General features: G+C 59.5%; 15 protein-coding genes. 6 read left to right on the forward strand and 9 right to left on the reverse strand.

Features of this window, described 5'->3' with window-relative positions:
* Window positions 1–84: 84 nt before the first annotated feature.
* Complete coding sequence (locus tag JFU04_RS15065; RefSeq protein ID WP_201144657.1) at window positions 85–252, reverse strand: hypothetical protein; 168 nt, start codon at window positions 250–252, stop codon at window positions 85–87.
* Window positions 253–530: 278 nt separating this feature from the next.
* Window positions 531–1,241: a CerR family C-terminal domain-containing protein gene (locus JFU04_RS15070; RefSeq protein WP_065908270.1), complete on the reverse strand. Its 711-nt coding sequence runs from the start codon at window positions 1,239–1,241 to the stop codon at window positions 531–533.
* A gap of 100 nt (window positions 1,242–1,341) precedes the next feature.
* Here JFU04_RS15070 and JFU04_RS15075 point away from each other — a divergent pair, with 100 nt between their 5' ends.
* The 5 genes from JFU04_RS15075 to JFU04_RS15095 all read left to right on the forward strand — a co-directional run bounded on the left by JFU04_RS15075 (window position 1,342) and on the right by JFU04_RS15095 (window position 6,305).
* Complete coding sequence (locus JFU04_RS15075) at window positions 1,342–2,451, forward strand: HlyD family secretion protein (protein WP_201144659.1); 1,110 nt, start codon at window positions 1,342–1,344, stop codon at window positions 2,449–2,451.
* Window positions 2,444–4,012 (forward strand): DHA2 family efflux MFS transporter permease subunit, encoded by a 1,569-nt coding sequence (locus JFU04_RS15080; protein WP_201144661.1) that lies wholly within the window; start codon window positions 2,444–2,446, stop codon window positions 4,010–4,012. The genes JFU04_RS15075 and JFU04_RS15080 overlap by 8 nt, the downstream gene beginning before the upstream one ends.
* A complete protein-coding gene (locus tag JFU04_RS15085) occupies window positions 4,009–5,427 on the forward strand; it encodes an efflux transporter outer membrane subunit (RefSeq protein ID WP_201144663.1) in 1,419 nt (472 codons plus the stop codon). Before JFU04_RS15080 ends, JFU04_RS15085 begins: the two co-directional genes overlap by 4 nt.
* An 89-nt stretch (window positions 5,428–5,516) precedes the next feature.
* Window positions 5,517–6,047, forward strand: coding sequence for a GNAT family N-acetyltransferase (locus JFU04_RS15090; protein ID WP_201144665.1), 531 nt, complete (start codon window positions 5,517–5,519; stop codon window positions 6,045–6,047).
* Entirely contained in the window at window positions 6,048–6,305 is a 258-nt protein-coding gene (locus JFU04_RS15095) for a hypothetical protein (RefSeq protein ID WP_120448722.1), read from the forward strand.
* Window positions 6,306–6,385: 80 nt separating this feature from the next.
* Here JFU04_RS15095 and JFU04_RS15100 read toward each other — a convergent pair whose 3' ends face one another.
* From JFU04_RS15100 to JFU04_RS15115, 4 genes are all read right to left on the reverse strand, one after another.
* Window positions 6,386–7,168 carry a DUF4253 domain-containing protein gene (locus tag JFU04_RS15100; RefSeq protein ID WP_242485906.1) on the reverse strand — a complete coding sequence of 261 codons (783 nt, stop codon included), beginning with the start codon at window positions 7,166–7,168 and terminating at the stop codon, window positions 6,386–6,388.
* Window positions 7,169–7,304: 136 nt separating this feature from the next.
* A complete protein-coding gene (locus JFU04_RS15105) occupies window positions 7,305–7,604 on the reverse strand; it encodes a hypothetical protein (RefSeq protein WP_201144667.1) in 300 nt (99 codons plus the stop codon).
* Between the two features lie 247 nt (window positions 7,605–7,851).
* The gene (locus JFU04_RS15110; RefSeq protein ID WP_201144670.1) at window positions 7,852–8,067 is read right to left on the reverse strand and encodes a hypothetical protein; all 216 of its coding nucleotides are present in this window, start codon (window positions 8,065–8,067) and stop codon (window positions 7,852–7,854) included.
* A gap of 122 nt (window positions 8,068–8,189) precedes the next feature.
* On the reverse strand, window positions 8,190–8,573 hold the full coding sequence (locus tag JFU04_RS15115; protein ID WP_201144672.1) for a DUF6713 family protein: 384 nt from the start codon (window positions 8,571–8,573) through the stop codon (window positions 8,190–8,192).
* Window positions 8,574–8,768: 195 nt separating this feature from the next.
* Between JFU04_RS15115 and JFU04_RS15120 the strand changes: the two genes are divergently transcribed.
* On the forward strand, window positions 8,769–9,035 hold the full coding sequence (locus JFU04_RS15120; protein ID WP_242485907.1) for a hypothetical protein: 267 nt from the start codon (window positions 8,769–8,771) through the stop codon (window positions 9,033–9,035).
* Between the two features lie 820 nt (window positions 9,036–9,855).
* Here JFU04_RS15120 and JFU04_RS15125 read toward each other — a convergent pair.
* From JFU04_RS15125 to JFU04_RS15135, 3 genes are all read right to left on the reverse strand, one after another.
* Window positions 9,856–12,255: a TonB-dependent siderophore receptor gene (locus tag JFU04_RS15125; protein WP_207200658.1), complete on the reverse strand. Its 2,400-nt coding sequence runs from the start codon at window positions 12,253–12,255 to the stop codon at window positions 9,856–9,858.
* Between the two features lie 91 nt (window positions 12,256–12,346).
* Window positions 12,347–13,186, reverse strand: a complete 840-nt coding sequence (locus JFU04_RS15130) for a FecR family protein (protein ID WP_003210519.1) — start codon at window positions 13,184–13,186, stop codon at window positions 12,347–12,349.
* Window positions 13,183–13,686 carry an RNA polymerase sigma factor gene (locus tag JFU04_RS15135; RefSeq protein ID WP_201144674.1) on the reverse strand — a complete coding sequence of 168 codons (504 nt, stop codon included), beginning with the start codon at window positions 13,684–13,686 and terminating at the stop codon, window positions 13,183–13,185. The genes JFU04_RS15130 and JFU04_RS15135 overlap by 4 nt, the downstream gene beginning before the upstream one ends.
* Window positions 13,687–13,766 lie beyond the last annotated feature (80 nt).

Here is a 13,766-nt window from a genome sequence, read left to right on the forward strand (position 1 = left end):
GGCTTTTCTTTGCCTGTGATTTATCGCGGGCAAAAAAAACAGGCAAGTCATGGTGCATGACTTGCCTGCCTTAGTGCCTATCGGTCAGCGCGGACCGCCACCTGGCCCACCCGGGCCGCCGCCTTGACCATGGCCACCGCCATGACCGCCACCACCACCGCCGCCTCCCGGTGGCATGAACATCCAGCAGCCCGACAGGCTCGACAACAGCGCGACAACCACTGCCGCCTTGGTTAGGTAACTCAACTTCATTCTGCACTCTCTTGCTTGACGTGATTAACTTCTCGCAGGCTATGACCGTGCAAAATGAAGTGCGTCATGACTATCGTGTAACACGTGGGTAAGGTTTGTATGCATGGCGATACAACCCATTGTTTTTCAATAGCTTGGGCTCTGTGACCGTGACAGGAAACACCCGTCGAGGCTAGCCCTTGCGCAGATAGGCAAACATAGGCGGCACGTAATCCGCCTTGCCCAACGCCGTCATCAGGTGAACGTAGAACGGCGGCGTTGCCCAGTCGACCGCGTACTCATTCAGCGCGCAGGTCCCGGTGCCGAACCAACCCCTCCAGCGTAAACCGTGCCTGCATCAGCACCACGTCCCTGACCAGTTCCATCTCCTTGACGCTGACCTCGGTCCACTTCAATGCCTCAAGCAGCTTGGGCTTCTGCACCCGGAAGGCCAGGCCCTGGGTAAACAGCGCCATCGAATGAATGACCGTGCGTTCATCCTCCAGCGCAAACCCGGCCAGGCGCGCGATAAGCAGCCGGATCACCCGGGCGATGCGTGCCTTGAAGCGCTCGTCGAACGCCGTGGTTGCACTTGCCGGGCATAACCCGGCCTGGTGGCGGTCGAGGAACGCCCGCCATGCGCTGGTCTGGGGGCTGTCCTGAATGGTCGAGACCACCGCGCCGAGGATGCCCAGTGACACCTCGATCAAGGCCGCATCAGCGGTATTTTCATCCGCAAGCGCCTGTTCAGCGGCCTCGACGGTTTCGCTCATCTTGCGCCAGAGCAAGGTGATCAAGTGCTCGACGCACGCCAGGTACACGCCTTCCTTGCCGTCGAAGTAATACTGGATCGCCGGCGCGTTGACGCCGGCCGCGGTGGCGATGTCGCGGGTAGACGCACCGTCGTAGCCACGCTCGCCAAACACCACGACCGCCGCCTCGACGATGCGCGCGCGGGTTTCTTCACCGCGCTGATAGCCACCCTCGGCGGCCGGTTTATGTCGTGCCATGTGCTGCTCCCTTCGAATACCCGAAGCAAAATATACCAGTTGACAAAAATTCGCGAAAAAAGGAATTTATTCCACCTGATATAAATTCTGGAGTGACCCGATGTCCGCCGCACCTCCCTCCCCTCAGGTCATGCCTGAAGACAGCGTCACCACCCAACGCGGCAAGGCCCGGCGGATCCTGCTGACACTGGCGACCGTGGCCGTGCTGGTCGGTGTGTCATGGGCCGCCTGGTGGTGGCTCACCGGGCGCTTCATCGAGACCACCGACGACGCCTACCTGCAGGCCGACAGCATCAGCGTGGCGCCGAAGATCAACGGCTACGTCGCCGAGGTGCTGGTCAGCGATAACCAGGACGTCAAGCGCGGCGACATTCTGGTGCGCCTGGATGCACGTAAATACCAGGCCGTCAGCGACGAGGCCTCGGCAACGATTGCCGCGCGCGAAGCCGATTTCGCCAAGGCCCAGGCCGACCTGGTGCAGCAGGATTCAACCATCGCCGAAGCCCGCGCGCAGTTGCAGGGCGCGCAGGCCGATGCCCAGCATGCGCAGACCGAAGTCGCCCGCTATGCACCGCTGGCCCGCTCGGGTGCCGAACCGGAAGAGCGCCTGGCGCAACTCAACAACCAATTGGCGCAGGCGCGCAGCACGGTGGCAGCCAAGCAGGCCGCCCTGCGTTCCAGCCAGACCCGCTATGGCACGCTGCAGGCCCAGCTCAAGCAGGCCCAGGCGCAACTCGGCGTGGCCAAGGCCAGCGAGGCGCAGAGCCAGCTGGATGTGGATGACGCGGTGATTCGCAGCCCGCGGGATGGCCGCATCGCCGATCGCGGCGTGCGTGTCGGCCAATACGTGCAGCCCGGCACGCGCCTGTTGACGGTGGTACCGGTCAGCGCGATCTACCTGACGGCCAACTACAAGGAAACCCAGATCGGCGCGATGCACCCCGGCCAGCGCGTGAACGTGCACGTGGACGCCCTGCCCGGCCATGACCTGCAGGGCCATATCGACAGCCTCTCCCCTGGCACTGGCGCGCAGTTCGCGTTGCTGCCGCCGTCGAATGCCACCGGCAACTTCACCAAGATCGTCCAGCGTGTGCCGGTGAGGATTTCCCTCGACGTGCCTGACGACATTCGCGCCGCCTTGATGCCCGGCCTGTCGGCCACCGTGGACGTGGACACCCGCACCCACGGCGCGGACGCCAACCATGGCTGAGGCACTCATGGCCGGGGTGGCCGCCGAGACACCGCGCAACGCCTCGCTGACCGACTGGATCGCCGTCGCCGCCGGGGCGCTTGGCGCGCTGCTCGCTACCCTGGACGTCTCGATCACCAACTCGGCATTGCCGCAGATCCAGGGCCAGATCGGCGCCACCGGCACCGAAGGCACGTGGATTGCCACCGGCTACCTGATGTCGGAAATCGTCATGATTCCCCTTGCCGCCTGGCTGACCCGGGTCTTCGGCCTGCGCCGGTTCCTGATCGGCACGGCGCTGATGTTCACACTGTTTTCGATGTTCTGCGGCCTGTCTTCCAGCCTCGGCGCGATGATCGCCGGGCGCATCGGCCAGGGGTTCGCCGGTGGTGCGATGATCCCCACCGCCCAGACCATCGTGCGCACCCGCCTGCCCCCGCATCAATTGGCGATCGGCACCACGATGTTCGGCATGACGGTGATCCTCGGGCCCCTGCTCGGCCCGGTGATTGGCGGCTGGCTGACCGAAAACATCAACTGGCGCTGGTGCTTCTTTCTCAACCTGCCCATCAGCATCGCGTTGATCACCTTGTTGATCACCGGCCTGCCCACCGAGCGCATGAACCTGCAACGTTTCATCAGCGCCGACTGGCTGGGCATTCTCGGCCTGGCCATGGGCCTGAGTTCGCTCACGGTGGTGCTGGAAGAAGGCCAGCGCGAGCACTGGTTCGACTCGCTGCTGATCAGTTGGTTGAGCATCGCCACGCTGGTTGGTTTTTTCCTGATCGCCGTCGGGCAATTTCGTTCGAGCACGCCGATCCTGCGCCTTCAACTGGTGCTCAACAAAAGCTTCGGCAGCGTGCTGCTGATCGGCACGGCAGTCGGCGCCGGCCTGTATGGCACGGCGTATCTGGTCCCGCAGTTCCTCGGCATTCTCTCCGGCTATAACGCCCAGCAATCCGGCGCGATCATGCTGCTGTCCGGTATTCCGGCGTTCCTGCTGATGCCGATCCTGCCGAGGATGCTTGGCCGCTATGATCTGCGCTGGATGGTCGGTATCGGCCTGTTGCTGTATTGGGCCAGCTGTTTTGTCGATACCCAGCTCACCGCCGACAGCGTCGGGCATGATTTTGTCTGGTCACAGCTGCTGCGCGGTTTCGGGCAGATCCTGGTGATGATGCCGCTCAGTCAGCTGTCGATGCGTTCGGTCGAGACCCAGGATGCCGGCGACGCGGCCGGGCTCTACAACATGTCGCGCAACCTCGGCGGCACCATCGGCCTGGCGCTGTTGGGCGTGCTGATGGACCGACGCAGCCACTTCCACGACGACCGGCTGCGCGAAGGCATCCTTGCCAACAGCCAATTGACCCAGGACCACATGGCGAGCAACGCCGCCAGCTACCTGGCGCAAACCGGCGACCCGTCCACCGCGCATTTGCAGGCGCTGACCCAACTGGCCAGCGACATCGCACGGCAAGCCTCGGTGATGGCCTACAACGACGCGTTTTACCTACTGGGCCTGGCAATGCTGGCGTGCCTGCCCCTGATCTTCATTCTGAAAAAGCGCACGGTACAACGATGATTGCTCGCTCGTTTCCCCTCCTCCTGACCGTCGGGCTGCTGTCCGCCTGCACCGTGGGCCCGGACTACCATGGCGCACCCGACGTTGCGCCGAAAACCCTCGCCGCCGCACGCTTGCCACATGCCGACAGCGGCGTGCCACACGCACCTGCCGTCGCGCAGTGGTGGCAGGGGCTGGGCGATCCGCAGCTCAACGCGCTGATCAGCCAGGCCCTGCAAAACAGCCCGGACATCGCCACCGCCCGGGCCCGACTGCGCCAATCGCGCGCCAGCCTCAGCGGCGCGCGTGCGCAGGCGATGCCCAAGGTCACGGGCGATGCGGCGATGCTCAAACTGCGCTCGCCTGATACCTCGGCGCTGGGCGGTGGTGGCGGTGGGCGCGGCCCGCTGAGCCTGTACCTCGCCGGCTTCGATGCCAGTTGGGAAGCCGACCTGTTCGGCGGCACGCGCCGCGCCGTCGAGGCCGCACAGGCCGAAGCCGACGCCGCACAGGCACAACTGGCGGATGCCCAGGTGCAACTGGCCGCCGAAATCGTGCAGGCCTACACCGACCTGCGCGACCAGCAGGCGCGCCTGGCGCTGGTAGAGGCGAGTGTCGACATCGAAAACCAGGCCCTGGACCTCACTCAACAACGCCGCAACCGAGGCGTGGCCTCCCAGCTGCAACTCGAACAAGTGCTCACCCAGGCCGAAAATACCCAGGCCCAGCGCTTGCCCTTGCAAGCCGCCATCGTCGAATCCCAGGACCAACTGAGCCTGCTGTGCGGCCTGGAGCCAGGCGAACTGGATGAGCGCCTCGCCACACCGCAGGCACTGCCGTCCATTCCCGCCCAAGTACCAGTGGCCGATCCCGCCGCCCTCTTGAAAGCCCGCCCGGACATCCGCGTCGCCGAACGCAAACTGGCTTCCAGCAACGCGCAGATCGGCGAGAAAACCGCCGACTGGTTCCCCAAGCTCAGCCTGATGGGGGACCTGTCCTTCTCAGCCGGCGACCCCGGCCACCTCGCCCGAAAGGACAACGGCACCTGGCTGATTTTGCCGCGCCTGTCCTGGAACGTGCTGGATTTCGGCCGCGTCGCCGCCAGCGTCAAAGGCGCCGAAGCCGGTCGCGATGAAGCGCTCGCGCAGTACAAGAGCGTGGTCTTGAGTGCACTGCGCGATGCCGACGTCGCCCTGGCGCGCTACGGGCATCAACGCCAGAACGTGGTGCTGTTGCGCAACGTCGAATCTTCAGCGGTACGCGCGGCGGACCTGACGCGCCAACGTTATCGTGCGGGCACCGCGAGCACCCTGGATTGGCTGGATGCGGAGCGCACGCGCTACCAGGCGCAGGAGAGCCGGATTTCCGGCGATGCCGAATTACTCAAGGACTTTGCCTCGCTGCACAAGGCCCTGGGACTGGGATGGAGCCTGTGACGACGGCGTTTACACGCCCTTGCTGCCTGAGACACACTGGCGACTCGGCAGCGCAATAAAGCGCGCCGGCGCGCCACTCAGGGAAGAACATGCTCACCATTCGGCAAGCGACCCAGGCCGACCTCGACGCCTTGCGCGAAGTCGGCTGCGAAACCTACCGGCAACACTTCTCGGCCATCTGGTCGCCCGCCGGCTTGCAGGCTTTTCTCGACCAGGACTTCTCAACCGGCGCGCTCAGCCGCTCACTCGCCCAGCCCGACCAGCATGCCTGGTTTATCGCCGCCGATGCCAGCGGCCACGTCGTAGGCTTTGCCAAGGTCAACCGGTCCACCCCTGCCCCCGTGACCGGTAAACCCGGCGCCGAACTGCAAAAAATCTACTTCCTCACCAGTGCCGCAGGGCGCGGGTATGGCAAGCAACTCCTGCAGTTCATTCGCCAATGGGCATTGCAACGTGGAGAACGCTTGCTCTGGCTGGATGTCCTCAAGAGCAATGCCAATGCCCGTCGCTTTTACGCCGCGTCGGGTTTCCAGCAGGTTGCAGAAATCCCCTTCAGCACCGACCTGGCAGAAATCGGCATGGTGGTCATGGCGCTTGAACTCACGCCATCGGAGTCATAGATGAAAGACTTGATACAAGGCCTCGATGGCCCCAGGACGGCACAGCAGGAACTGTTCTACGACCTGGAAGATGCGGCAGCGGTCATAGGCTGGTCCGTAGTCGAATTGACGGCCATGGCGGCCAACGCGAAAACCCCAGACGAAGCCGTGGCGCTGATGAAGATCAGCGCGTTACTCGCGGCTCAGCAGGCGAAAATTGGCGGGTACGCCGGGGAGGTGAAGGAGCAGCGTATTCTCAGGAGCGAGGGGCCGGCTTGATGAGGTGGGCATCGGTGCTGGGCGATCTAATCATGGCGTCTATGAACCCAGCGACGATGCACTTTTACTGCGCACGGAGTTCATTCCACGTAACGGAGCCACAAATGCGTCCGACCGGAGATCGCCTGTGCAACTGCGCAAACGCGTACTTGTAGGTCTTCCTCGCTAGTGTTGTAGAGCGCACAGAAGTCTTGCGCTACGACGTTAGCCAAGGATGTATCAAGCGGCTCAGCACGAATGAAGCCGATGTAAGAAGCACCTACGCCCATCAACTCAAAGCCATGCGCTTCCGAAAAATGACGCGCAACCGCAAAGTTCTTCGCTGGATCCAGGTCGGAAGTGAAATAGCCATTCGGAAAAGCCGCGAGTGCCTGGCAAGACTGCTGAACGGGCACCACGACAGCTGAAAGGGGTTGTTCCAGAAGAGAGACAGGGTTGTTCTGATAACCGATCCACTCCTGCAGGGCCTGCTCATCCAGCGTCAAACCATGAGCGCAAGCGTCTTCGAAAGACGTGGCTGCAACCAGGTTCATGAAATTGCGAAGACAGATTGCGAACTCCGCTTTCGTAGTCGGATAGCCTATGTATTCACCATTCTCGAAGCACTCTGGCGGTAAACCCGCTATGTCCTGCTCCGATGCATCGTCCATCCCTGAATTGTTGCGCGCATGTCCCGAGGTGTAGCGGGCCTGGTGCAGATCATCGAGCGAGAACAGAGGTGTAAACCCAGGGTGCGCCTCAGCAATCTTACGACTCGCTTCGGCGAGATCGTCAAAGCTGGTAATCCCGCTCACAGCGTACTCATCGCATGTACCTACAGACGGGTTGTCAGGCATGACATTACCGCGAAATTCAATCTCCATAACCTGTTGACTGCTCCATGTTGCTACTGAATTGAGTGAGTAATCCTAAGCGTTCCGCGCTCACCAGTGGAAGATACGCTTGCAAGCGACAACAGGCCTTGGGTTACCTCCCCATGAATGGCCGATACTCCTTTTCCTATTGATGAGTATCAGCCTCCTCTGCGGGATAAAACTCGCCCTCCTTCCCGATTTTTTCCAGCCGTTCGCGCACAATTACCTCAACGCTGGCCACGGCGGCTTGATCGTCAGAGTTGACCAACTGCACGCACAGGCGTCGGACATTCTGATCGTGGGTGCCCTCGCTCATCATCTCGTGAGTGAAGACCTGTTCGCCACGCCATAGGCATAACTGGGTATGCGTCCCGACGAGCCATATTTCGTTGATTGATCTAAGGTCGGTGGTAGCTAGTTGAACGACGGTGATTGTCTTATCCATTGCGCTGTACCTTACCCATGAGTAGATACAGGTAGACTTACAGGCATAGCGGGTCGTTCCACGCGTTGGCAGTCCAACCGGGCTAATGGTGGTTGAGTACGTTCCGGTTAGAGCCAGGACGATTGACGATTGGAGGCGGACAGTACGAGCCGACAAGGGCAATCACGTGACTGATTCTGCTGTTTCACATGCAAATGTCCGCATCAAGATCAATCCTTATCTCCCCTCCTCGGGCCATTGCTGCCAGCTAAACAAATGGCGGGCAGACTACGGAACGACCGACAGCTATCAGCCTAATTTGTTGACCAAAGCTCTTCATACTCCACTTTGAATCACGACTGATGACACCACCTGCACGGTCCGTGAATTTCAGTTTCATACCCTGGTTGGCTACTGCTTTCAGCGCAGCCGAAAACAGTGAGCCACTATCCTTGTCAAGGTAGTGAAATGATTCCTTTGCCATGGTTCTACTTCCTGGCGGCCACGAGGGTGCGAAGAGTAACGGCATTATGCTATCTCCTTAAGGGTTATGTGAAAAATGGGTTTCCCCGTAGATCTTCAACACCACATAGCCGCTCACACGCATCAAGTCGCAGGAGAGTCAGCAAGCCTGGCATCGTAATTTCGGGTATTGACCAGCAACCATATGGAGCTGATCAAACAAAGAATTATGACGGCAATAGAGGCGGGCAAATGAAACTGATGCGCGCCAGCCAGAGCGAGTCCGGCATGAATAACGAATGTCAGCGCACCTAAACCAGCGCAGATCTTGGCAAAGAGCGACGCGCGACTCGTGTCCAGTAAAACATGCCGATACCCAATCAGTAACACGGGTATGGCTAAGGCATTGAAGAGCAGAAAGCCTTGAACACCACCGGGCAAGAAAAACAAATCCCACTCGCGCCAAAAGGCAGCATCTATCTGATGAAGAACCAGTAAAAGCATCGTCAAAAAGTAGCTTCTTTCCATTTAAGCAGCCCCATTGGGATTGTGATGATCGTCCATGCGTACGCCTCTTGGATGATATTAGCTACCTAGGCAAAACGCTAATGCCCCCTCTGCACCTCTACACGTCAGCACTCCTCCCCCGCGCCCATCGGCAACCAGCGGGAGGCATGAGTGTTGACGAATACAGGTGAACAACCCGCCACCTTGGAGGCGACCATGAACGCAGCATTGAAGATTTGCCAGGAGCGTTTCGACGCTAAGCTGCCTCCAGAGGTCAGCGATAGCGACGAGGTGACGGACTGGCTTGGGCATTCGGCGGAGCGCCTGGTGTGCGGCGTCGACATCAAGTGGAAGCGGCGGTACGGCCACGCAGGTGGTGACGTTCGACCGGTTCTGCACTTACCTGCAGGGCCACCTGAACCCTTCCACTGCTGTTTCGGTGTAGGAGATACAACCACCGGTGATGGTGACCATCAGCGCTAATCCTAATACTCGCAATACCCGAGCTATCGACATACCGGCCTCCAAATCCATGTGGATGAGCGCAGCATTCAACCCCAACCCAAACCAAATTGCCACCACTGGTAACGGAGGTGACAGGCTTCGGTTGCTGATCCCTGCCCTGAGAAATGGCGAGCGTGTCGGAGTTGCACCCAATCCGTCGCAGAGCCACAGCTATCGCATTTCATGTCGCAGAAAATTGAGCACCTGCGACAGACTCGCACGACACCGCAAAGCTTTACCCAGCGGTGCGAGCGAATCGTCGCATAACTCAGGAGTTGAGCGATGACAGCGCTTGGCCGAGACTGTGTAAAAAGGCTTCCATCGTGCTTAGATCTGCAGCGTTAAATCTTCCAACCTTAATCAGTCACAGGAGCGTTCGTGGCTGGGTTTATCCTAATTATCTTGTGAGGAAAGTAATGGAGGCTCTTCAACTTGCTCCCATTCCAAATACCACTCGTATGTTTCGTTGTCAGCCTTGAGTTCATGTGTAACAGTCCTGCCAAGTCTCACTAGCTTTCGAGCCATGTGAGAGGAATGTGTCTTAGTCATTCTCGGCGCTTTCATAAATGTCATCGTGTGTATGATTGCTGGAGATTTTAACGCAGGAACTGCCTGATGAAATGCTTCATTCAAGGCGAATATCGCGTCAAAGCGGACAAGATCCTGAAATGTTGGTTGTTCGATAATGCGTGTTGGAAAGTCAGCTCACTGATCGTGCCATAGGCCAGTGGAGCGTAGTCGTCTACTCTCCCTGGCCACCATCGACGGGTGTTCTGGCAGTTGAATGGCGCAGGCGTCTTCAGAACTGGTACTTGAGCCCCACCATCACGTTGCGCGGATCACCGCTGTAGTAGCTGTTGTAGAGGCCGTAGCCTGTGTAGTACTCGCGATCAAAGATGTTATTGAAATTAAGCGAGGCACTCAGGTGCTTATCGATGTCATAACGTGCCAACAAACCGACCACGGCAAAACTACCCTCCTTGGCCTCCGATTCCAGTGACTCGTTGACGAAGTATGTCTTGCCCTGCCAGATAACGTTGCCGCCAACGGTCAGGTCCTTGAGCGCACCGTTGAGCTTGTAGGTGCTTGCCAGCTTGAACTGGCGCTCAGGGCGCTGGGAGTCGATACGGTTGTGCTGCTCATCACGCGGCTGGGAATAGGTGAACCCGGTCAGTACCTGCCAGCCCGGCAATACTTCGCCGGAGGCCTGCAACTCAAAGCCCTTGGTAGTATTGGTCACACCCTCGTAAGCATCACGACCGTCGTCGGTGCTGCCTACGTACTGCGCAAAGTTGTCCTGCTTGGTCTTGAACACCGCGATGCTGGTGTTCAATGCACCGCCGTAGAACTCGGACTTGAGGCCAGCCTCGTAGTTCTTGCCGGCCATGGGTTCCAAGACTTTGCCGCTGATATCGATGTTGCTTTGCGGTTCAAAAATGTCGGTATAGCTGACATAGACCGAATGCTGCTCAGTCAGGTCATAGACCACGCCAGCGTAGGGGATGACCTTGCCGGTTTTCTTGGCATCATCATGGTCAGGGTTGGCCGGGTCAGAGTTATAACCCAGCTCGCCTTCGCGCTTGTAGTTGACGACGCGGCTACCTAGGATAACGGACAGATCGTCCGTAGGTTTGAGGCGCACCGCGCCAAAAGCGCCGACTTCCTTGATGTGATAATCCTGGGAGCTCCAGGTTACGTAGGACGTAGGGCGAGGTGCATTATTACCCCAGTTGTCAAAGTCCACGCTCGGGCGCGCAGAGGTTGCATCGGCATTTTGCGAGAAGTAATCCGAGCGGCGGTCGCTGACATTAAGCCCCAGGATCAAGTCGTGGGTGCGACCGAGCAAGGAGAACGGCCCGGTGGAATAAGCATCCACCGAATCGGTGTTGATGACGTAGGTCTTGTGGCTACGGAACAACTGGGCTTGACGGGTCGTTTGGTCTGGGTAAGGGCCCCAACCGATCAGGTTGCCTTGCAGTTGCTCGGTGGCGCCTTTCCAGTGGCTGGCTTCGACACGCAGCATCCAGTCATTGTCGAAATGATGCTCGACACCGCCAAAGTACTTGGTGCTTTCACTGTCGGCATAGGCCCATCTGGCCGCCGGGTTTTTCGAGCGGGAAAAATCGGTACGCGTGCCATCGGCGTAAAACAACGGCAACTGGCCAAAGCTGGAACCGTTGGAGTTGATCTTTTGATAGTCGATACCGCCATACACCATGGTGTTGTCGCTGATGTCGGCTTCACCGATGGCGTAGAACACGTTTTTCTTCGACGAGTAGTAATCGATGAAGGAGTTGGAGTCGTCGTACGCCGCGACGACCCGACCCCGCACTGCGCCGTTTTGCGTGAGGGGCCCGGACAGGTCCATCTCAGTGCGATAGCGATCCCAGCTACCGCCACTGCCAGACACGTACCCCTGGAATTCCGTGGTAGGACGCTTGCGCACTAAGTTGACCACGCCCGCCGGGCTGCCGACGCCGCTCATCAATCCAGTGGCGCCGCGTACGACCTCCACCCGGTCATAGATGGCCATGTCCCGCACACCCAGGCCGTTGGTGTTAGTGGTGAAATCTGAAGTAGGCACGCCGTCGTACTGGAAGCTATTCAGCGCGAAACCACGGGAATAGAAGTTGAAGCGCTCGCTGTCGTCATGCATCACCGACACACCGGGGGTTTGCCCCAATACTTCAGAGATTGTGCCCAAGCCCTGATCAGTCATTTGTTGGCGGGTGATCACCGTCACTGATTGTGGTGTTTGGCGCAGGGTAAGCGGCAACTTGGTTGCCGTACTCGTCGCGCCCGTAGTGTAGGACCCGGAGTTCTCCGTCGTCACACCCAGCGCGTGCCCCTGAATCGTGGTTGCGCCTAAGTTGAGCGCGTCATCGCTGGCGGATGGGGCGATCAAATAACTGCCGTCGTCGACCTTCTGCACCTGCAGGCCGCTTTGGCCGATCAGGCTTTGCAGGGCCTGCTCCACGGTCATCTGGCTGTGCAGCGCCGGGGCTTGCCGGCCCTCGGCGATATCCGTGGCGAACAGCACATGGCTGCCGGTTTGTTGCGCCAGCGCATTGAGGGACTTATCCAGCGCTTGCGCGGGAATATCCAAGCGGTAGGTGGCGGATTGCGCATTGGCGGCCCCCGCCAGTAACAGGCTGGAAGCCAGTAATGCCAGACGTTGCACTCGCGTGTTCTTACCCATTGTGATCCCCAGTGATGAAAGTACTCTCTATGGGCAATGGCGTATGACGCTGTAGGAATCTTGATGTCGTTTTGAAAATAATTCTTGTCTGTTAGCGAGTCTTGTTAAGAATCACGCGGCCATCGGCGGTACGTATCAGGCTCACCGGTAGAATCCGCGGCAGCATTTCGATCAGTGTCTCGACGCTTTTGCTGTCGAACTCCCCCGACAGGCGCAGTTCACCGGTGGCTGTGTTGGCCACTTTAATACGCTGCTCGCGGTACTGCTGAAGGTCGCGCACGACCTCACTCAGTGGCGTACCGTCGAAGCGCAACTTACCCTGCTGCCAGGCCGTCAGCGCCTCGCGGCTTGCCGGTGCCACCGTGCCGACCCCTTCAGCGGTGGCACGCACCTGCTCGCCCGCCTTCAGCAGGCGTGGCGCGGTGTGGTCATTGTTGACCTCGACACTGCCCTCGATCACACCCACATCCACCCCACGCTCATCGCTGCGTAGATTGAATATTGTGCCTATGTCCCGCACTCGTACGCCCTGGCTACGCACAATAAACGGCGAATCGCCATGTACCACGGTGAACATCGCTTCGCCGTTCAGCAATTCCAATTGACGGCTGCGCAGGCGTTTTTCGATACGCAGATGAGCGCCGGAATTGAGCATCGCCAAGCTACCATCCTGCAAACGCACTTCCTGACGTTGGCCGATGGCGACCTGCACATCCTCCGTCTGCCAGGCCGGATCCAACTGCCACAAGCCACCTGCCAGCGCCAGGACCAACAATCCGGCACCCAGGGATTTCTGTTTGCTGCGGCGGCTTTTGGTGAAGGCTTTACCTTCGGCCAGCAAGGTTTCCTTGGACGGCACGCGCTCACGCAAAGCGTCCGCGAACGGCTGCAGCAGATCGTTTTTGGGGTCACGGGAAGGCGAGGAATTCATGGGTTTTTCCGAAGGGCTCGGCGCGCCGGCTCCCAATGCTGACCGATGGTCTTCATGGCCCGCCCGAAATGCTGGGTCACCATGTTCACCGAAATTCCCAGCTCCTCTGCGATCTCCCGTTGCGACATGTCATGGATGCGATGCAGCAGGAATACCTGCCGCTGACGCACGGGCAACGCCTGGATGATGTCTAGCAACGCCGCCAGCTGCTGCTCGAAATCCAGCGCCTGGGCGCCGTCCCAATCGTCGACGCTCAGGTACTCGGGCACATGGCCATTTAAATGAGCCTGCCGCGTACGCTCGGCGCGAATACGGTCGATGGCGCGGTTGAACGCCGTTTTACGCAGGAACGCCAAAGGCGAGGCGATGGGGTCGCGGGGTGGTTTCTCCAGCATCTGCACGCACACTTCATGCATCAAGTCGCGTGCGAAGTCTCGGCCGTGGAAGCGACGCTTGATGTAGTCAACTAGGTCGTCGTAATGGAGAGCCAGGGCGGCCATCAGGGGGTGATGTGTGGGCATTCCGAGAACTGGCGTTTATGAGAATAGATCTCATCATAAAGGGTTGAGGGGGAGATAGC

The organism is Pseudomonas sp. TH21, assembly GCF_016651025.1.
Classification (GTDB): domain Bacteria; phylum Pseudomonadota; class Gammaproteobacteria; order Pseudomonadales; family Pseudomonadaceae; genus Aquipseudomonas; species Aquipseudomonas aylmerensis.